Origin of the sequence: Paraburkholderia sp. FT54 (assembly GCF_031585635.1) — a bacterium.
In the GTDB taxonomy this organism is placed as follows: Bacteria; Pseudomonadota; Gammaproteobacteria; order Burkholderiales; family Burkholderiaceae; genus Paraburkholderia.
In genome coordinates, this window is record NZ_CP134196.1 from 935,153 (window position 1) to 954,856 (window position 19,704).

At 63.9% G+C, this 19,704-nt stretch carries 18 protein-coding genes; 7 read left to right on the top strand and 11 right to left on the bottom strand.

The annotated features are described in order from the left end of the window. Nucleotides 1-237 precede the first annotated feature (237 nt). Both RI103_RS23690 and RI103_RS23695 read left to right on the top strand, forming a co-directional pair. Nucleotides 238-1,005 (top strand): AraC family transcriptional regulator, encoded by a 768-nt coding sequence (locus RI103_RS23690; protein ID WP_310818003.1) that lies wholly within the window; start codon nucleotides 238-240, stop codon nucleotides 1,003-1,005. A gap of 10 nt (nucleotides 1,006-1,015) precedes the next feature. Beyond that, nucleotides 1,016-1,345, top strand: a complete 330-nt coding sequence (locus RI103_RS23695; protein ID WP_310818004.1) for a hypothetical protein — start codon at nucleotides 1,016-1,018, stop codon at nucleotides 1,343-1,345. 24 nt (nucleotides 1,346-1,369) lie between these two features. Here the strand turns inward: RI103_RS23695 and RI103_RS23700 are convergent, their stop codons facing one another. The 3 genes from RI103_RS23700 to RI103_RS23710 all read right to left on the bottom strand — a co-directional run bounded on the left by RI103_RS23700 (nucleotide 1,370) and on the right by RI103_RS23710 (nucleotide 4,194). Then, the gene (locus RI103_RS23700; RefSeq protein WP_310818005.1) at nucleotides 1,370-1,630 is read right to left on the bottom strand and encodes a hypothetical protein; all 261 of its coding nucleotides are present in this window, start codon (nucleotides 1,628-1,630) and stop codon (nucleotides 1,370-1,372) included. A gap of 154 nt (nucleotides 1,631-1,784) precedes the next feature. Then, nucleotides 1,785-2,117: a hypothetical protein gene (locus RI103_RS23705; RefSeq protein WP_310818006.1), complete on the bottom strand. Its 333-nt coding sequence runs from the start codon at nucleotides 2,115-2,117 to the stop codon at nucleotides 1,785-1,787. Between the two features lie 193 nt (nucleotides 2,118-2,310). Then, nucleotides 2,311-4,194, bottom strand: a complete 1,884-nt coding sequence (locus tag RI103_RS23710; protein ID WP_310818007.1) for a TIM barrel protein — start codon at nucleotides 4,192-4,194, stop codon at nucleotides 2,311-2,313. A gap of 319 nt (nucleotides 4,195-4,513) precedes the next feature. Between RI103_RS23710 and aroQ the strand changes: the two genes are divergently transcribed. The 3 genes from aroQ to RI103_RS23725 are packed head-to-tail and all read left to right on the top strand — an operon-like array spanning nucleotide 4,514 to nucleotide 7,294. Further along, nucleotides 4,514-4,969: a type II 3-dehydroquinate dehydratase gene (aroQ, locus tag RI103_RS23715; protein ID WP_310818009.1), complete on the top strand. Its 456-nt coding sequence runs from the start codon at nucleotides 4,514-4,516 to the stop codon at nucleotides 4,967-4,969. After that, on the top strand, nucleotides 4,966-5,856 hold the full coding sequence (locus tag RI103_RS23720) for a shikimate dehydrogenase (protein WP_310818011.1): 891 nt from the start codon (nucleotides 4,966-4,968) through the stop codon (nucleotides 5,854-5,856). Before aroQ ends, RI103_RS23720 begins: the two co-directional genes overlap by 4 nt. 49 nt (nucleotides 5,857-5,905) lie before the next feature. Beyond that, nucleotides 5,906-7,294, top strand: coding sequence for an MFS transporter (locus RI103_RS23725; protein WP_310818012.1), 1,389 nt, complete (start codon nucleotides 5,906-5,908; stop codon nucleotides 7,292-7,294). Between the two features lie 73 nt (nucleotides 7,295-7,367). Here the strand turns inward: RI103_RS23725 and RI103_RS23730 are convergent, their stop codons facing one another. From RI103_RS23730 to RI103_RS23750, 5 genes are all read right to left on the bottom strand, one after another. Next, on the bottom strand, nucleotides 7,368-8,063 hold the full coding sequence (locus RI103_RS23730) for a TetR/AcrR family transcriptional regulator (RefSeq protein ID WP_310818013.1): 696 nt from the start codon (nucleotides 8,061-8,063) through the stop codon (nucleotides 7,368-7,370). A 94-nt stretch (nucleotides 8,064-8,157) separates the two neighbouring features. Further along, nucleotides 8,158-9,438 (bottom strand): FAD-binding oxidoreductase, encoded by a 1,281-nt coding sequence (locus tag RI103_RS23735; RefSeq protein ID WP_310818014.1) that lies wholly within the window; start codon nucleotides 9,436-9,438, stop codon nucleotides 8,158-8,160. Nucleotides 9,439-9,569: 131 nt separating this feature from the next. Then, entirely contained in the window at nucleotides 9,570-10,352 is a 783-nt protein-coding gene (locus tag RI103_RS23740) for an anti-sigma factor domain-containing protein (RefSeq protein WP_310818016.1), read from the bottom strand. Then, on the bottom strand, nucleotides 10,352-10,921 hold the full coding sequence (locus RI103_RS23745) for a sigma-70 family RNA polymerase sigma factor (protein WP_310818017.1): 570 nt from the start codon (nucleotides 10,919-10,921) through the stop codon (nucleotides 10,352-10,354). Before RI103_RS23745 ends, RI103_RS23740 begins: the two co-directional genes overlap by 1 nt. Before the next feature lie 275 nt (nucleotides 10,922-11,196). Further along, nucleotides 11,197-12,129: a dihydrodipicolinate synthase family protein gene (locus tag RI103_RS23750; RefSeq protein WP_310818018.1), complete on the bottom strand. Its 933-nt coding sequence runs from the start codon at nucleotides 12,127-12,129 to the stop codon at nucleotides 11,197-11,199. A gap of 116 nt (nucleotides 12,130-12,245) precedes the next feature. Here RI103_RS23750 and RI103_RS23755 point away from each other — a divergent pair, with 116 nt between their 5' ends. Then, nucleotides 12,246-13,229 (top strand): LysR family transcriptional regulator, encoded by a 984-nt coding sequence (locus tag RI103_RS23755; protein ID WP_310818020.1) that lies wholly within the window; start codon nucleotides 12,246-12,248, stop codon nucleotides 13,227-13,229. Nucleotides 13,230-13,424: 195 nt separating this feature from the next. After that, nucleotides 13,425-16,505 carry a transglycosylase domain-containing protein gene (locus RI103_RS23760; protein ID WP_310818021.1) on the top strand — a complete coding sequence of 1,027 codons (3,081 nt, stop codon included), beginning with the start codon at nucleotides 13,425-13,427 and terminating at the stop codon, nucleotides 16,503-16,505. Between the two features lie 52 nt (nucleotides 16,506-16,557). Here the strand turns inward: RI103_RS23760 and RI103_RS23765 are convergent, their stop codons facing one another. From RI103_RS23765 to RI103_RS23775, 3 genes are all read right to left on the bottom strand, one after another. Beyond that, nucleotides 16,558-17,784 carry an ROK family transcriptional regulator gene (locus RI103_RS23765; protein WP_310818022.1) on the bottom strand — a complete coding sequence of 409 codons (1,227 nt, stop codon included), beginning with the start codon at nucleotides 17,782-17,784 and terminating at the stop codon, nucleotides 16,558-16,560. Nucleotides 17,785-17,814: 30 nt separating this feature from the next. Beyond that, nucleotides 17,815-18,612 (bottom strand): ATP-binding cassette domain-containing protein, encoded by a 798-nt coding sequence (locus RI103_RS23770; RefSeq protein WP_310818023.1) that lies wholly within the window; start codon nucleotides 18,610-18,612, stop codon nucleotides 17,815-17,817. A gap of 74 nt (nucleotides 18,613-18,686) precedes the next feature. After that, nucleotides 18,687-19,673: an ABC transporter permease gene (locus RI103_RS23775; protein WP_310818024.1), complete on the bottom strand. Its 987-nt coding sequence runs from the start codon at nucleotides 19,671-19,673 to the stop codon at nucleotides 18,687-18,689. Between the last annotated feature and the right edge of the window lie 31 nt (nucleotides 19,674-19,704).

Sequence of the window (19,704 nt, forward strand, 5' to 3'; positions counted from 1 at the left end):
GTTCCGCGGGATATTGTTGGAGGTGGCGCGGCCCTATAATCGACCGCATGTGCCAGGCGCCTTGGGGCCAAACTCGAAGCCCCGAGCGTCGGTCGGCAACCGGCAACCGGCAACAGATCAACAGAGCAACAGAGCAACAGAGCAACAGAGCAGCAGAGCAACCGTAGCACCCAACGCCGCAACGACGAACGCTCCCCGAATGCCCCTATCAACGCACGCATCCACGGGACCCGCACGATGAACACGCTGGCTCATCCTGTAGAACCGGACGATGCAACGCTGTCCGGCATGCTGTCCCACTTCCGGCTGCTCGAACCGGTGTTCGACGCCATGCCGGACGTCGTGTTCTTCGTCAAGGACGCTCAGGCGCGCTATGCACTGGTCAACCGCACGCTCGCGTCCCGCTGCGGTTACAAGGAAAAGGCCGCGCTGCTCGGCCGGACCGCCGAGGATGTGTTCCCGCGCCGCTTCGGGCGCATCTACACGGCGCAGGACAAGGCGATCATCAACGTCGGCAACCAGATGATCGACCAGTTGGAACTGCATCTGTATCCCGGCCGCCAGCCGGGCTGGTGTCTGACCTGCAAGCAGCCGCTGCGCGATCCCGCCGGCAAGGTGGTCGGCCTCGCCGGCATTTCCCGCGATCTGAAAGCGGATGAAAGCAGTCATCCGGCCTACAGCCGCCTCGCCGCGGTCGTGCAGTCGATCCAGGAAAATTACGTCCAGCCTTTGAATCTGAAGCAGCTCGCGTCCATGGCGGATATGTCGGTCGCGCAACTGGAGCGCTATTTTCACAAAGTGTTTCATCTGACGCCGCGCCAGGTGTTGCTGAAAACCCGGCTGGACGCCGCCACGGCGCTGCTGGTTTCACACGACAAAGTCACCGACGTCGCCGCGCTGTGCGGCTACACCGACCACAGCGCGTTCACGCGGCAATTCAAGGCGACCGTCGGCGTCACGCCGACCGAATACCGCATGCTGCTGCACGGCACTTCGCGGAGCTGAAGCGCCGCACATGGCTCGTCGCAAGCATCACTACTACGTCTACGTCGTCGCGCTGGACGACAAGGTCTGGAACGCGGCGCGCTTTCGCCGCGCGAATCCGGACTACCGGTTCGACAGGCCTTGCGTGTATGTGGGAATGACGGGACTGGACCCGGATCTGCGCTTCGACCGGCATAAGGCCGGCATTCAGGCCAATCGCTACGTGCGCGACTACGGCTTACGTCTCGTGCCTGAACTGTACGAAGTGTTCAATCCCATGCCTTATCGCGGCGCACAGGATATGGAAGTGGAATTGGCGATTGGACTGCGTGAAGCAGGGTACGGCGTGTGGCAGGCATGAGTCGCAAGGTTCGGCTACGGCGCGTTACTTGATGCCGAGGCCGCGCAGCACGGCATTACCTTCAGGCGTCAGACGGATATGCGAAGCGCCGGCGTCGCCGGAAACCGTCTCGATCAGGCCGGCTTCGTGAAGCTGCGGAATCTCGGGTTTCGCGAACGCGTCGATCGGCGCATGCAGCAACAGCAGCAGCGTTGCCAGCTCGTGGTGGCTCAGCAGGCGGCGCAGCATGGTGGGCCGTTTGGCCGGCGCCGGCGAGTCGTTCGTGTTGGGATCGGGCTGGTTCATGGTTCGCACCTTGCACGGGATAGTGTCGGGTGGATGATGCGGACGAAGACTTAAACGATTCTTAAGACACATTGTCCTGTAACACCATGACACGAAGATTGCGCCGGACCAGTTAACCGATTCTCACACGGACGCTTCGTTCCCCCGCAAACCTTTACGGGGCGCAGGTTTTGCCTGCTGACTCGATCCACAGGTTGCTCACGTGGCGCTTGCCCGCATAGAAACGGTAAGTGGTGGCGCCGTTGTCGCTACGCACCTTGACGATATTCGAATCGCCGAAGTCGAGCATCTGGCCTTGCGGGATCGCCGTGGACTTGAACGCGGCGTCGTGGCTGCTGGCCACTTGCGTGAGGCACGAGACCACGTCGTTGACGGAGCGCTGCGTGGTGGTGTCCGTGACGGGCTCGCCGGCATCCGGATTCTTCTGGAAGTACGCGCAAGCGCTGAGGAGCAGGGGCACTGACAGAACTACGGCAAACTTCTTCATATCTCTCCTGGCGTTACATTCGGCTGAAGATACGCGCGCTGCGCGCACATGCCGCAGCCGCGCGGCATCGGCCGCGAAATCAGGCGCCATTATATCGGTGCGGCGCGGCTACCCCAGCCGACGCCGCACACGCCGTGCCCGATCCGGTGCGATTCGGCGGATGAGCGGGCGAAGGCCCACCACGGCCGGCGGGCTATTTGCGCCGCTGCGCCTGCGCGGCGAGCCGCACGGCGGCGTTGGCCGCGCCATAGCCGTCGTAACCGCCGCGCCGCTCGACGATCTCCATGAAAAACCGCTGGTCGAGCTGTTCCGTGTAAGTGTGGAAAAATTCGCCGCCGCGCTCGTCGCGGTCGTACAGGATGTTATTGGCGCGCAGCGCTTCGAGCATCTCGTCCGGCAGTGCGTAGCGGGCGGCGAGATCCTCGTAGTAATTGCGCGGAATGCGCAGCACCGGCAAGCCGTCGGCGACGAACTCGGGAATCGCGCTGAAAATGTCGCTGGTGCTGAAGGCGACGTGATTCAGACCCGAGCCGTGATAGGTGTGCAGCGCCTCGGCCACCGCCGTGTGATGGTCCACGGAGGCGTTCAGCGCGATGCGCACCGAACCGTCGCCGCTGCGCAGCGCGCGGCTGCGCACGAGGCCGTACGGATCGGGCACCAGCACGCCGGGTTCGGCCTGAAACCCGAAGGCCGTGCGCAGAAACAGTACCCACGTATCCAGCGAATTCGCCGGCACCGACAGGCACACATGGTCGATGCGGCTAAGCGGCCCCACTTCGGTCGGGCCGTTGACGTCGGTAAGGACGAAATCGGCCTCGAACAAGGTGGGCTGATTCGGCGTTTCGTCGACGAAATAGTTCAGGCTGCTGTCCGGCGCCTGCACGGCGGGCAGCACGCGCTCGTTCGGGCCGATCTGCCCGGAGAACGGCGCGTAGCCGAAGCCGGCGGCGCGCTCGAACGCCTGATTGGCGTCGTCCACGCGAAACGCCGATGCGCACAGCGACAAGCCATGTTGCTGGAAAAACGCGTTGGCGAACGAATCCGGCTCGGCGTTCAGTACGATCGAGGCCGCGCCGTGCTGATACAGCGTGACTTCCTTCGAACGATGCCGGCCCGCCTCGCGAAAGCGCAGTTTGCCGAGCCAGTCGACGAGTTGCGCGCGCGTCGCGTGGTCGACCGCGAATTCGAGAAACTGATAGCCGACGTGCGCGGGCGCCGCGGGCGAGCGGTAGAGGTCGCCAACCGGTTGCCGCGTGCTTTCGAGCAGCGCGCGGGTCTGTTCCTCGAGGAACAGCAGCGAGCGATGGCCGTCCGCCGCCGTGATGGTGGTGGGGGCGGCGCGAAAGCCGTCGTTGAAAATTTCCAGCGAAAGCGGCCCGCTGTAGCCCGTTTTCACGACTTGCGCCGTGAAACCGGCCAGATCGAAATCGCCCTGGCCCGGGAAGCAGCGATAGTGGCGGCTCCATTCGAGCACGTCCATGGCGAGCTTCGGCGCGTCGGCGATCTGCACGAAGGCGATGCGCTCGCCCGGAATGTCGGCGATCGGGTCCACCGTGTCGTCGAGCGATAGCGTGTGAAAGCTGTCGAGCACGAGCCCGAGATTGGGGTGATTCACGGCGTTGACGAGCTTCCACGCGTGCCGGTAGGTCTTGACGTGCTTGCCCCAGGCGAGCGCTTCATAGCCCGCGATCACGCCGGCCGCCTCGGCCGCACGGGCCAGCGCGCCGAGCTGGTCGGTCATCAGCGAGTCATCGCCGATGGTGTCGGGCGAAACGTTGCTGCACACCAGAATGCGGTCCGTGCCCAGTTCATGCATCACGTCGAACTTGCGCTTCGCGCGGTCGAGATTGCGTTCGAGGCGCTCCGGGCTGACCCCGTCGAAATCGCGAAACGGCTGAAACAGCATGATTTTCAGCCCGAGATCTTCGGCGATGCGCCGCACGTCGGCGGGCGAGCCGTCGAAATACAGCAAATCGTTCTCGAAGATCTCGACGCCTTCGAAGCCCGCCGCCTGGATCGCGGTCAGCTTCTCGACGAGGGTTCCGCTGATCGACACGGTGGCAATCGAACGTTGCATGGACGGCTCCTGCAAAAACAATCAAACGGCTGTTGGACAAGGCGCGCAATGAGCGGCGCGCGTCGCGTGCATGACCAGCCGACGGACATGCTGCAATGCGGAAAGTGGGCCAGTTCGTTACACGCGTCAGCAAGACGCAGGCCACAATCGCCCACATTAGCGGAAGTTTTCGACAGTCTATACAAACTAACTAGATGGTACAAATTCGTACAAACCCCGAATGACGGCGACGCCTAATGCGCGCACACTTCGCTCACGTTGCAAAAGCACCGCGGTTGCCGTAGCTGGCTTCATGCCTTACTTCGCAGGAGTGGTTGTCATGGGTTTTGCGTCAGTACTGGTTCTCAATGGACCGAACCTCAATCTGCTCGGCACGCGCGAGCCGACCATCTACGGCTCGGAAACGCTCGACGACGTCGCGAAACTTTGCCGCGATGCGGGAGAGCGCCTGAATCTCGTGGTCGACTTCTGCCAGTCGAACGCTGAGCATCAACTGATCGACTGGCTGCATGCGGCACGCACCAAGGTCGACGGCATCGTGATCAATCCGGCGGCTTACACGCATACCTCGGTCGCCATCGCAGACGCGCTCTCGGCAATCGAAAAGCCGGTCATCGAAGTGCATATTTCAAACGTGCATCGCCGCGAGGCGTTCCGGCATCACTCATACGTGTCGGCCGTGGCGGACGCGATCATCATCGGTTGCGGCACGCAAGGCTATGTACTGGCTTTGGAGCGGATGGCGACCATTCTTAAGCATAGGGCGGCGAAATGAACGTACAAGCGAACGTGCAAGCGAACTCACAGGCAACACCTCATTCCTATCTGGTCGGCCTGATCGGCGCGGGTATCGGCGGATCGTTGACGCCCGCGATGCACGAGGAAGAGGGCAGCAAGCTCGGCCTGCACTATGTGTACCGGCGCATCGATCTGGAGGCGCTGAAACTCGACGTTGCCGCGCTACCCGATCTGCTCATGGCCGCCGAACGCATGGGCTTCAACGGCCTGAACATCACCTATCCGTGCAAGCAGGCCGTGATTCCGCTGCTCGACGAACTCTCCGACGACGCGCGCGCACTCGGCGCGGTCAACACGGTCCTGTTCAAGGACGGCAAACGCATCGGCCACAACACGGATTGGTCCGGTTTCGCGCGTGCGTTCCAGCGCGGCTTGCCGGACGTGTCGCTGGAGCGCGTTGTGCAACTGGGCGCGGGCGGCGCCGGCGCGGCAGTCGCGCACGCCGCGCTGAACATGGGCGCGAAATCGCTCACGCTATTCGATGTGGATGCCACACGCGCCGCGTCGCTTGCCGAGGAATTGCAGAAGCGTTTTCCGGCCGCCACCGTCAGCGCCGGAAGTTCGCTCGGTGAATCGCTCGCTGCCGCCAACGGCCTGATTCACGCCACGCCCACCGGAATGGCGAAATTGCCCGGCTTGCCGTTGCCGGTCGAATTGCTGCACCGCGATCTGTGGGTCGCGGACATCGTCTACTTCCCGATCCGCACTGCGCTTTTGCAGGCGGCCGAAGCGCTCGGCTGCCGCACGCTGAGCGGTGGCGGCATGGCGGTGTATCAGGCGGTCGACGCCATGCGCATTTTCACCGGTCTCGAACCGGACGCTGAACGCGTCTACACCCATTTTCAGTCATTGTTGCAACGCTAACCGGCAGCGTGCCGACCGGTAACAACCAGATCGAGGAGACGCACACCCCATGCAGCAACCGATTCAATCCACTCCCGCCGATACCGCCGCGCCGCGAGGCGTCGCGGTGAGCACCGCGCGCCGCTCGAAAGCCCGCTTTCAGATTCTGGCGCTGCTCGCGGTCGGGACGATGATCAATTATCTCGACCGCACGGTGCTCGGCATCGCGGCGCCGCAGTTGACCAAGGAACTCGGCGTCAATGCCGCGCTGATGGGGCTGCTGTTCTCCGTGTTTTCGTGGAGCTATGTGGCCGCGCAGATTCCGGGCGGCCTGTTTCTCGACCGCTTCGGCAGCAAGGTGACGTATTTTCTGTCGATGACCTTCTGGTCCCTGTGCACACTCGCGCAAGGGCTGGTGCACGGCATCGGCGCGCTGTTCGCGTTCCGCCTCGGCCTCGGCGTCTCGGAAGCGCCGTGCTTTCCGACCAACAGCCGCGTGGTGGCCACCTGGTTCCCGCAGAGCGAACGCGCCATGGCGACTGGCACGTACACGGTCGGCGAATATATCGGCCTCGCGTTTTTCAGCCCGTTCCTGTTCATGCTGATGGGCGCGTTCGGCTGGCGTTCGCTGTTCTATGTGGTGGGCGGCGTGGGCCTCGTGTTCGGCGTGATCTGGTGGATGTTCTATCGCGAGCCGCGCGATCATCCGTCGGCGAATCAGGCGGAGCTCGACTATATCGAAGCGGGCGGCGGTCTCACGCATCGGAAGAAGGATGCTGGGGCGGCGGCCAGCAAGGTCGCATCGGCGGCATCGACGGCATCGACGAAGGGCGGCTTCGAATGGCGCACCATCGGGCGTCTGCTCAAGCATCGTCAATTGACGGGCATTTGCCTCGGCCAGTTCGCCGGCAACTCGACGCTGGTGTTTTTCCTCACCTGGTTCCCGACGTATCTCGCCACCGAACGCCATATGGCGTGGCTGAAGATCGGCTTCTTCGCGATCATGCCGTTCATTGCCGCGTCGATCGGCGTGATGTTCGGCGGCTTCTTCTCCGACTGGCTGCTGCGCCGCGGCAAGTCACCGAACGTGGCGCGCAAGCTGCCGATCATCGCCGGCCTGCTGCTCGCGTCGACCATCATTCTCGCCAACTATGTCGAGAGCAACGTGCTGGTGATCGCCATTCTTTCCGTGGCGTTTTTCGCGCAGGGCATGGCCGCACTCGGCTGGACGCTGGTGTCCGACATCGCGCCGGACGGCCTGCTCGGCGTGACTGGCGGCATCTTCAACTTCGCGGCCAATCTGGCCGGCATCGTGACGCCGCTGGTGGTGGGTTTCATCGTCGCGGCAACCGGCTCGTTCGTCGGCGCGCTGGTGTTCATCGGCGCGATCGCGCTGGTCGGGGCGCTGTCGTACATCTTCATCGTCGGCGATATCAAGCGGATCGTGCTGGTGGATTAAGCGCCTTCCTCGAGCCGGACGAAAAAAAAACGGGACGCGGCGCGTCCCGTTTTTACTTTGAGGCTCGATTGCCTCAATCGTCCTTGCGCACGAACCGCAGCACGGCATCGACGATCATCGCGCGATGCCGGGCCCGCAACCGCGGATGCGACGGATCACGGCCGAACGCCGTGCCGAAAGTATGGCGATTGCCGACGCGGTGAAAGCACAGCGAACTGATCAGCAGATGCAGATCGATGGGATCGATGTCGCTGCGGAACTGTCCAGCCGCGATGCCGCGCGCCAGCAGATCCTCAATCGTATGAATCACGGTGACGTTGCGGCCTTTGAACGTCTTGACCTGCTCGACGTATTTCGCGCCGTGAATATTCTCGATGGTCACGAGCCGCACGAAATCGCGCTGACGGTCGTGATAGTCGAACGTAAACTCGACCAGCGCGCGCATCCCCTCGATCGGATCGAGTTCGCTGACGTGCAGATCCTGTTCGAGCGCGCGAATGTCTCCATACACCTTTTCCAGCACCGCCTGGTACAACCCTTCCTTGCTGCCGAAGTAGTAGTACAGCATGCGCTTGGTGGTGTTCGTGCGCTCCGCGATCGCGTCGACGCGCGCGCCCGTCAGTCCCATCGCGGAGAACTCCTGGGTCGCGACCTCGAGGATGTTGCGCTTAGTCTGTTCGGGATCGTACTTGCGCCGGGCGTCGGTACGCGGACTGTCGGACGGGATGCCGTTGGTATCAGGCTCGGCGGCCTTGCTTCCCTTTTTCATTGTGTATTCGAGCGGCAGTGACGGCGCATTCTAGCATGGCGAAATAGGCCTCTGGAGCGGGTCCCGGGCATGAGCGGCCGCGTATCGATCGACGTCAAACCGCAGGCCGGCGGCGCGCGGCGAGCGCGTCGCGTGTCTGCATGGCGGTGTAGGTCAGTTGCGCGGCCGCCAAACCCAGCGCGCCGTAAGCGGGCGTCAGCCCGAAGGACGCAAATGCTTCGGGCACCGGACGCTCGCCGGCAATCGCCGCCGCCAGCAGTTCGCCGGATACGGTGGTCGGCGCCATGCCGTGTCCGCCGAAGCCGACCGCGTACCAGACGCCGTCCGCACTGCGACCGATTTGCGGCATCTTGTGCCGCGCATAGCTCATCAGCCCGCCCCATGCGTACTCGATGCGCACGTCGTGCAATTGCGGGTAGACCTTCAGCAGATCGCGTCGCAACAGGCGCGCGATCACCTCCGGCGCGCGGTCGCGCACCGAGATGCGGCCGCCCCACAGAATGCGCGTGTCGGGCAGCGGCCGATAATAGTCGAAGGCGAAGCGGGTGTCGTAGACGGCGGCGCGCGTGTCGATCGCGTCTTGCAGACGTGAGCCGAGCGGTTCGGTCGCCATCACGTAGGTGGCGATCGGCAGCACCGCGCGTTCGACCAATGGGTAGACGCGGCGCGCGTAGCCGCCGCCCGCCATCACCACGTGTTGCGCGTCGAGCGCGCCGTGCTGCGTGTGCACCACGAAGCCGTCGCCATCGCGCTGCAGACGCACGACCGGCGAATCCTCGTGGATCTGCACGCCGGCATGCGCCGCGGCGTTAGCCACGCCGAGGACGTACTTGAGCGGATGAAAGTGGAACGCGTTGCGCTCGAACAGACCACCGTGGTAGCGGCGCGTTTTCAGTTGCGCAGCGAGCTGCTCCGGCGCGACCGGTTCCCACTCGACGCCGAACGAATCGCGCATCAGGCGCCGCTGCGATTCGAGCCGCGCCGGTTCGTCGAACCAGTTGGCGAGGATCACGCCGGCGTCGGTGGCGTCGCAGTCGATGCGATAGCGCGCGATGCGCTTCCTCATCAGATCGACGGCGTCGGTAGTCAGCGTATAGAGTTCGCGGGCGCGCGCGGCGCCGAGGGTGTTGAGCAGGTCGGCGCAATCGAGGCTGTAGCCGCCGAACACGAACCCGCCGTTGCGCCCGGACGCGCCGAAACCCACCTGCCGGGCTTCGAGCACCGTGACGTCGGCGACGCCCCGCTCGGCAAGTCGCAACGCCGTGGACAATCCCGCGAGGCCGCCGCCGATGACGCAGACATTGGCGCTACGCCGGCCAGCCAGCGGCGCATAGGCGGACGAACGGGTGACAGTGGCTTCGTAAAAGCTTTGCATACGGCTAGGGTAGCGGCAATCGCGCGCTCGCGTCCAGCCATCGCGCGATCCCTGTGTCAAAGGGCGGATGAAGCAAAGGCCGGCATCCGCGTCCAGCGAATGCCGGTCTTCGCCGGCGGATCATGAAACGCCTAGGACACCGGCAGCAGCTTGCCGGTGAACACCACCGGACCGCTCGGCGCATTGTGATCAGGCGAGCCGCCCGGCGCTTCGATCGATACCGCGAGCGCCGCGTAATCCTCCGGCTTCTGCTGGCCGGCCGTGACCTTGCCGTTCGCGCTGTCAGGCAGCATGCCGAGGGAGACCGGACGGCCGCTCGCCGGAATGCCCCACAGTTCCATCGCCCGGCCCGCGGGCAAATCGACCTTGCCGAGCGGTTGCACCGTCATGGTGGAATGCGCTTCGTCCCACGCGACCAGCATGACCGGATGCGCGTCCTTGTTGTTCAGCACGGCGACATGCGACACCGCCGTTTCGGGTTGCTGAGCAACGGTCGGCGCGGTGACGGGCGGCGTGGTTGACGGCATGAGCGAGCGCACGGCGACCACCACGGCGAGCGCGGCGAGGCCCGTGACGCCGATTGCCCAGCCGCGCCAGAACGCGAGGTTCTCGAAGATGCCGCGCGACGGCCGCGCGGGTGTTTCCACCACAGCGCGAGGACGTGCCACCTCGCGCGCGGCGGCGGGGCCGAGACGCCGTTCGATGGCGTCCCATACGGCGGCAGGCGGCATGCGCGGCCCGGCGAGTTCGGCCATCGGCGAGATGCGCCGCTGCCATTCGTCGACGGCCCGGCGGATCGACGCGTCGCGGTCCGCATAGCGTTCGAAGCGGCGCCGTGCGCCGCCGCGCAGCGTGCCGAGCACGTATTCGGCGGCCAACAGATCGACTAGCTGAGGATAGCGATTGAGATTCATCACTCGCCTCCCAGGCAGGTCTTCAGCTTGGCGAGGCCGCGCCTGATCCATGACTTGATGGTGCCGAGCGGCACGGTCAGCATTTCGGCGATCTCGCTATGGCTTTGATCGCGCAAGTACGCGAGGGCCACCGCCTGGCGCTGCGCCGGTTCCAGCTGCTGCATGCAGCCGGCCAGCAAACGGGCCTGCAGGCTGACCGCGCTCAGCGCTTCGGGATCCGGATCACCGCTTGCCACGAGATCGTCCAACGCATCGCTCCATTCCGTTTCCTGGGCGTTGACTCGCCGCAGGTGGTCGAGAGCACGATTGCGGACGATCGCCGACATCCACGTCATTGGAGCGGACAGCGCGCGGCGATAGTCGCCGGCAAAGCGCCAGATATTGACGAAGCTGTCCTGCAAGACTTCCTCGGCCCACTCGTGCCTGCTCAATATACGGAGCGCGAGGCCGAACAGTTTCGGGGCGGCGAGATCATAAAGCTCGCGCAATGCCGCGGCGTCCTGTCTGGCGACACGTTCGAGCAGCTCGGCGAGCATGTCCGGCGTCAGTTCACGAGGATTGGCGGTCATGGAAGGAGATAGGGTGAGCTTGCGCGCCTATGGTACTCAACTTCTCCGCTCTCTTGTATGGGGGTTTTTTTTCGTCGGACTGCATCCGATGAGGCGAGGTCTGCGTATGTGGCAGCAGAGCCCGGCCCTGCGTGTGCTTGCGTCATGACGATATGGCGCGCCGCGTACTCGCTTGCCGGGCAGTTCGGACACGGGGTGCGTGTGTAGTGAGACGAGGCCCGGACCGGAATGGGCTTGCTGGTTCAGTTGACGCGTCGATGCTTTCCCGACGCGCTTTAGTGGCCCCAGCGCAGCACCAGCGGATCGAGCCGCCGCGCGACCTTCAACAGTCCTTCGCGCGTGGCCGGATGCATCTGCGGCAACGGATGCCGTACCGCGTCCGAGCGGATCACGCCGCCTTCCTTCATCAGCGCCTTGCACGAGGCGAGGCCGCCCTGGCGATTTTCGTAGTTGATCAACGGCAGCCATTGCTGATAGTGCGCGGCGGCTGCCTCGGTGTCGCCGGCCGCGTAGGCGTCGATGATCAGACGGATGCCGTCGGCGTAGCCGCCGCCTGTCATCGAACCGGTTGCGCCCGCGTCCAGGTCGGCCATCAGCGTGATCGCCTCTTCGCCGTCCCACGGACCCGCGATGGCATCGCCGCCCAGTTCGATGAGCTCGCGCAGCTTGTTCGCCGCCTGCGCCACTTCGATCTTGAAGTACGAGACGTTGTCGATCTCGCGCGCCATGCGGGCGAGAAACGGCGCGGACAACGGCGTGCCGCTGACCGGCGCATCCTGAATCATGATCGGAATGCCGATCGCGTCGGACACGGTGCGGTAGAACTCGTAGATGCCGCGTTCGCCGATGCGGATCGTCGCGCCGTGATACGGCGGCATGACCATGACCATCGCTGCGCCCGCGGCCTGCGCGCTACGGCTGCGCTCGGCGCACTGGTATGAACTGAAATGCGTGGTCGTGACGATCACCGGCACGCGGCCCGCGACGTGGTCGAGCACCACGTGCATCAGCGTATTGCGCTCGTCGTCGGAGAGGGCGAACTGTTCGGAGAAGTTCGCCAGAATGCACAGCCCGTTCGAACCCGCGTCGATCATGAAATCGATGCAGCGTTTCTGGCCTTCGAGGTCGAGACGGCCGGCGTCGTCGAAGATGGTCGGCGCGACGGGGAACACGCCGCGCAATGCAGCAGGATGGGATGACTGGGGCATGGTGATATGTGTTTTCGTGGGCGTTGGAATGTCTCCTTTGCCGACTATACGGCGCTGAGCACGGCAGGTATATTGAATTGTTTCCATCTTGTGATCGCTTTTGCGACTCACCCCGCATGAAAGACACCCTGAACGTCCTGCTGTCGAAACTGCGCATGAAGCAACTGCAATTGCTGATCGCGCTCGACGACCTGAAGTCGCTGCACAAAGCCGCCGGCGCGATGTCGATGACACAGTCGGCCGCCAGCAAAGCGTTGCAGGAACTGGAGTCGATGCTCGACGCACCGCTTTTCGAGCGCTCGAAAAGCGGCATGATCCCGAACCAGCTCGGCCACTGCGTGATCCGCTACGCGCGCCTCGTGACGACCGATCTCACCGCGCTTTGCCAGGACGTCGCCGAGATACGTTCCGGGCGTGGCGGGCGTCTTGCGATCGGCGCAATCATGGGGGCGATTCCGGAGTGCGTCGTGCCGGCGCTGAATCAACTGCATGCGGGCCAGCCGAATCTGTCCGTCGAAGTGGTGGAAGACACCAGCGCGCGCATGCTGCAGCAACTCGACGACGGCCGGCTCGATCTGGTGATCGGCCGCGCCGCGGTGGCGGCCGATCCGTCGAAATATCACTATCGTCCGCTAGGCGACGAGCCGCTCTCGGTGGTGGTGGGCTACGGCCATCCGCCGTTGCCGAAGAAAGAGGTGAAACTGCGCGATCTGGCCGGCCACCGTTGGGTGATGTATCCGTCGCATATGCCGCTGCATGCGCTGCTCGAGCGTGAGATGGATCTGGCCGGTCTGGAAATGCCGGATAACCCGGTTTCGACGGCCTCGACGTTCGTGACGGTCGCGCTCCTGCAAAGCAGTCACAACCTGGTTTCCTTATTGCCGACGGCGATCGCCGTCTTGTTCGTCCGGCAAAAGATGTTGCGGCTCGTGCCGGTGAAGCTCAAGTCGCCTTCGCAAACTTTCGGTATCGTGACGCGCAAGGGCGGTGTGCTGTCGCCACCGGCGGAACAGTTCATCGAATTGCTGCGCGCGCAGCCGGAGGAGCCGACGCAAGCACGGCGGGCTGAACACGCGGCACGGAAGCAAAAAACCGCCTGAAACGGCGGTTTTTCATCACGCGAAAGACTTTCAATATCGCATGGCAACCGGCGCCGCGCCATGCTTCGCAAAAGGGTGTTGTAGCCGCGACACTGTCGGGTAAATCCGAACCGATTGCGAGTCCGCATTCCGCGCTACACTGCTCCGAAGGTGCGCCGGGCCAGAAGAAACCGGCGCCCGCTCGGGGAGAGCACCATGAATCGGCCGCTGGTTCGGTTACCGTTTCGCGCGACGGGTACGACGTCTGTCCGCAAGTGGGTCAAATGGGCGCTGGTCGCGGCATTTTTGCTCGCGCTGGCATTGACGGTACGTTTTTGCCAGAACGAGATCGAAACCTCGCGATTGCAGGCGCACTATCTCTCCGAATTGACTCGCGACGTGGGCTTTTCCGTCGCCGACGGTGCCAGTCATTCCATCCGTTTTCCAGAAGCCGACAAAGGCCCTTACGACAGTCGTCTGGGCTACGCATTGCTGCCGTCCATCCAGCAGCGCTTACTGCAACGCGGTTTCGAAATCACCTCCCAGGCGCGCGATTCCGAGCGGATGCTGTCGCTGGCGGATAACGGCCTCTTCTTGCCGTACGAAGAAAAAGATCGGGCGGGCTTGCAACTCTTCGACGGCACCGGCGCGCCGCTCTTCGCCGCGCAGTTTCCCGGGCGCGTGTATGACGACTTCGACGCGATTCCGCCGCTGGTCGTGAATTCGCTGCTGTTTATCGAAGACCGCTATCTGCTCGATCCGAACCAGCCGAACCGCAACCCGGCAATCGATTGGGGGCGCTTCAGCCGTGCTCTCGCCGATCAGGGCGTGCGCGTATTCAATCACCATCAGTCGCAGCCCGGCGGCAGCACGCTCGCCACGCAGATCGAAAAATTCCGTCACTCGGCGGGCGGCCGCACGGCGACGCCGCCGGAGAAATTGCGGCAGATCGCATCGGCTTCGGTGCGCGCCTATCTGAACGGCCCGCAAACCATGCCGGCGCGCCAACAGATCGTGGTCCACTATCTCAACTCGGTGCCGCTGGCCGCGCAGCCGGGCATCGGCGAAATCAACGGCATCGGCGACGGTCTCGCCGCCTGGTATGGCCGCGATTTCAACGACGTCAACCGCATCCTGAGCGCGCCGTCGACCGAACAGAATCTGCCGGAGCAGGGCGTGGCGTTCCGCCAGGTGCTCTCGCTGATGATCGCGCAACGCGCGCCGTCGTATTTCCTGCATCACGGCTACAAGGAACTCGAACGGCTGACCGACAGTTATCTGCGGCTGCTGGCGAACGGCGGCATTGTTTCGATTCCGTTGCGCGACGCCGCGCTGTCCGCGGTGGTCGATTTGCACCGCGCGCCCGTGAAAACGGCCAGTGCGGATTCCTTCGTGTCGCGCAAGGCGGTGACGTCCATGCGTTCGCATCTGCTGGCCGCGCTCGGCATTCCGAGTTTTTACGAACTCGACCGCCTCGACCTGCAGGCGAAGGGCACGCTCAACAACGCGGTTCAGCAGGCCGTGAGCGACCGGCTCGCCGCCGCCGCCACGCGCGACGGCGCGAAAGCCGCGGGTCTGGTCGGCTTCGAAATGCTGCGCGCGTCCGACGATCCGTCGAGAATCGCCTATAGCTTCACGCTGTTCGAGCGGCGCGACGGCGCCAACCTCGTGCGGGTGCAAACCGACAGCGTCAACCAGCCGTTCGACATCAACTCCGGTGCTCGCCTGAATCTCGGATCGACCGCGAAACTGCGCACCGTGGTGACGTATTTGCAGATCGTCTCCGACCTGCACAAGCGTTATGCACCGCTGGGCACAACGGAGCTGAAAGCCGTCAAGCCCGATCCGAACGACCAGCTCACGCGCTGGGCGCTCGACTATCTCGCGCACACTTCGGACCGCTCGCTGCAAGCCATGCTCGACGCGGCCGTGGAGCGCAAATACTCGGCCAGTCCTGGTGAAACCTTCTACACGGGCGGCGGCGCGCAAACCTTCAACAATTTCGAATCCGACGACAACGGCCGCATCCTGACCGTGCACCGCGCATTCCAGCATTCGGTGAATCTGGTGTTCGTGCGGCTGATGCGCGACATCGTCCATTACGAAATGGTGCAGACTACCGGGCCGTCGTCACAATGGCTGGGCGATCCTGAGACGCGCAAGATGTATCTGACGCGTTTCGCCGATCAGGAAAGCCGCGTGTACATGAATCGTTTCTACACGAAGTACCACGGCAAGACGCCCGATCAGGCGCTGGCGCTATTGCTGCTGGGCGTGCGTAAATCGCCGCCCAAAGTGGCGACGGTGTTGCGCAGCGTAGCGCCTGACGAGTCGAATGCGTGGTTCAACGCGAAGATGCGCGCCGCGCTGAAAAACACGCCCGCCGCTTCCGTGCTGGATGACGAGGATCTGGCGAACCTGTATGCCAAATACGCAATCGACCGCTTCAATCTGAACGATCGCGGCTACATCTCGAGCGTGCATCCGCTCGAACTGTGGACGCTCAACTATCTGCGCGAGCATCCCGATGCCACGCTCGCGCAGATCCAGAGCGCGAGCCGCGACGTGCGGCTGTCCACGTATTCGTGGCTCTTCAAGACGCGCTATCACGCGACGCAAGACCGCCGCATCAAACGGATGGTCGAACTGCGCGCGTACGATGCGATCGGCAAATCGTGGCAGGCGCTCGGTTATCCGTTCGCGACGCTCACGCCTTCGTATGCAGCGGCTATCGGCGCGTCAGGCGACCGGCCGGCCGCGCTCGCCCAACTGATCGGCGTGATCGCCAACAACGGCAACAAGGTGCCGACCGAAAGCCTCACGCAACTCGACTTCGCGAAAGACACGCCTTACGAAACGCATTTCCAGCGCGCGGCGATGGCGCCGCAGCAGCAGTTGTCGCCGGAAATCGCCGGTGTGGTGAAAGTGCTGTTGCGTGATGTGGTGACGGGCGGTACGGCAAGGCGTCTCGCGCAAGGCATGACGTTCCCCAACGGCCAGACGCTCGAGGTGTACGGCAAGACCGGAACCGGCGATCAGCGCTTCAATGTCTTTGCCAAAGGCGCGCGGCTGATCGAGTCGCGCAAGGTGAACCGCAGCGCCACTTTTGTGTTTGCGATGGGCGACCGGTTCTACGGCACGTTGACCGCGTGGGTGCATGAACCGTATGCCTCGCATTACGAGTTCACGAGCGCGCTGTCGGTGCAGTTGTTGAAGTCGCTCGCGCCGGTGCTGCAGCCCTTGCTGGACAATCCGCCTGCGAAGACGGCTTCCGTCGCCAAGGTCGCCGCGCAATGAGTATGGGGTGAAGCGTGGCGGTGTTGATCGAGATGCATCACACCGGCCGCGCTTAATACACTGTCTCCGCCGCCGGTTTCAGGAACAGCTCATGGACCGGCGCGAAATGCGCGTAGAGCGGCAGAATCGCGCCGCCCATTGCACGCGCATCGGCGCCTATGGCGCCTTCCAACAATTGCGGACGCACCATGCCTTCCCATTCGAAGCGATCGAGCACGCGCTCGGTGCGGCGAATGATTTCCCGCACCAGTTGCCGGTCGAGTTCGCCGTCGATCACAATCGCCTCGAGATCGAGCAGGGCGGCCGCATTGGTCAGCGCGTTGGCGATCGCGGGGCACGCGCTGTCGAGCCATTGCTCCGTGTGTCGCCACATCTCCGGCAACAACGCGCGATGATCGTGCGCGGCCGCGGGCGGTGCGCCCGCATCGCTCAAGAGCTTTTCGAGCACGAAGCCCGACGCCGCGTGCAGTAACTGGCGCGCGGGTTTGCGCGGGCCGCCTTCGCGCAACGGAATCGAGCCGACCGCGCCCGCGTTGTCGTGCGGGCCGCCATGCAAACGGCCGTCGATCACGAGCCCGCCGCCGATAAACGTGCCGACGAACAGATACAGAAAGTTGTGGATGCCGCGGCCCTGGCCCATCACGAGTTCGGCGGCGCAGGCGGCCGTGGTGTCTTTGGCGAACTCGACGGGCAGGCCCGTCATGGTCGCGATGCGCGAGCGCAGATCGATCTCGTGCCACGCTTCGAGCGCATCGGGCGGTGCGCCGAGAAAGTCGCGCCAGCCGCCGAGCCACAAGGGCGCCGCGACGCCTACGCCGACCACCTGGCTGGCCTTCGCGCCGAGCATCTGATTCACGCGCGCGAGTTTGCTTTCGAGCGCGGGAAACAGCGTGCGCGGATCAGGATAGGCGTACTCGAAAACGTCGCGGTGCACCACGTGGCCGGCGAAATCCATGGCCAGCACGTCGAGACTGCGGCGTCCCACCTTGACGCCGATGGTGTACGCGCCTTGTGCGCGCAACGCGATCGGCACCGACGGCTGGCCGATCCTGCCGCGCACGCGAGCCTGCTTTTCGAGCAGGCCGTCGTCGATGAGACGCTCGACGATCATCGACACCGTCTGCATCGAAAGACGCGTGAGACGGCCCACGTCGGCTTTCGGCAGCGGCCCATGCAAGCGGATCGCCTGCAACACGATGCGCTCGTTGAACTGCCGCATGCCGACCTGATTCGAGCCGACCGTGCGTTTGAGGGGCGAGCGGGTGCTGGTGGTTTCCATGGCGAGTGCCCGCTCAGCAGGATGCACGCATCATGCGATTGCCTTGACGTCTGCTTCCTTGGCGCCCGTCATGATCGCCACGGCTTCCGACATGTGGATGTCTTTCCTGTTCACGAGCGCGGCGCGCCGGCCGAGTCGCTGGATATGGATGCGGTCCGCGATCTCGAACACGTGCGGCATGTTGTGGCTGATGAGGATCACCGGCAAGCCGCGATCGCGCACGCGCCGGATCAGTTCCAGCACCATGTTGCCTTCCTTCACGCCGAGCGCGGCGGTGGGTTCGTCGAGAATCACCACGTGCCGGGCGAACGCCGCGCTGCGTGCCACGGCCACGCCCTGGCGCTGGCCGCCCGAGAGCGTTTCTACGGCCTGACGCATCGAGCGGATGCCGATCTGCAGGTCCTTCATATGCGCGGTCGCTTCGTCCAGCATGCGGCGCTTGTCGATCATCTTGAAGATCGAGCCGCGCCAGCCGGGTTTCAGCAACTCGCGCGCGAGGAACAGGTTTTCGGCGATGCTCATGGCCGGCGCCACCGCGAGTTCCTGGTACACCGTTTCGATGCCTTGCGCGCGGGCATCCAGCGGGCTGCGGAATTTGACCGGCTTGCCGTCGAGGAGAATCTCGCCTTCGTCCGGCACCGTGGCGCCGGAAAGGGCCTTGATCAACGACGATTTACCCGCGCCGTTATCGCCGATCACGGCCATGATCTCGCCGGGCAGCACTTCGAAGTCGCAACCGTCGAGCGCGGTCACATTGCCATAGCGTTTGATGAGACCGCGCGCCTGCAGAACGGGCATCGCGGTGGAAGCGGAAATAGGTGTCGACATGACGGGCTCCTGTCGGCCCGAGTTAGCGCTTCAGCGCTTACTCGGGCCCCATGCACGATAGTGCGGTTGTGTATTTAACCGCGACGATGGGAAAGTTTGTCCGCGGCCACCGCGAGAATCACCAGCATGCCGGTGATCAACACCTGGTAGACCGAAGAGACGCCGATCAGAGTCAACCCATTGCGGAACACGCCGACGATCAACGCGCCGAGCAGCGTGCCGACAATCGAGCCGCGTCCGCCGAACAGACTCGTGCCGCCGAGCACGACCGCGGTAATACTGTCGAGATTTTCGGTTTGCCCCGCCTGCGGATCGCCCACGCCGGTGCGCGACACGGACAACAGCGCGGCAATGCCGTAGATCGCGCCGGCCAGCGAATACACGGTCAGCAGGATTTTCTGCGACGACAGGCCCATCAGGCGCGCGGCCTCGGGGTTGTTGCCGAGCGCGTACAAGTGCCGGCCCGGCACGGTATCGCGCAACACGAACCATGTGGCCAGATACATCAGCAGGGTGAGCACGGTGCCGTAGGTGACATCCGCGGGGCCGAGCTTGAACGTGTTGCCGAAGAACATGATTGCGTCCGGCAGATTCGACACGCTCTCGGCGTTCGAATAGATCTGCGTGAGCGCGAACGCGATATTCAGCGTACCCAACGTGACGATGAAGGCCGGCAGTTTGATGCGCGTGATCAGCACGCCATTGAGCGCGCCGAACAGTGTGCTTGCGCCAACCCCGCACAGAATCGCGAGGGCCGGCGGCACACCGAGCGTGACCGCGAATTTGGTCATGATGATCGAGCCGAACGCCATCACCATGCCGCACGACAGATCGATGCCGCCGGTCAGCACGATCAGCGTCTGGCCGATGGCGATGACGGCGACCACCATGGTTTGCTGCAGGATCAGCGAGAGGTTCTGGAACGACAGGAAGCGGTTGCTCTGCGAAATAAAGAAGCCGCACGCCAGCACCAGTGCGATGAATGGCCCGACTTCGGCAAGCGATGGCATGCGCTCGGCAAACGAACGCGAGTGCCCGACGGGCGTGGAAGGAGTCGACATGATGGATGACCTCGATGCATGAGCGTGGCGT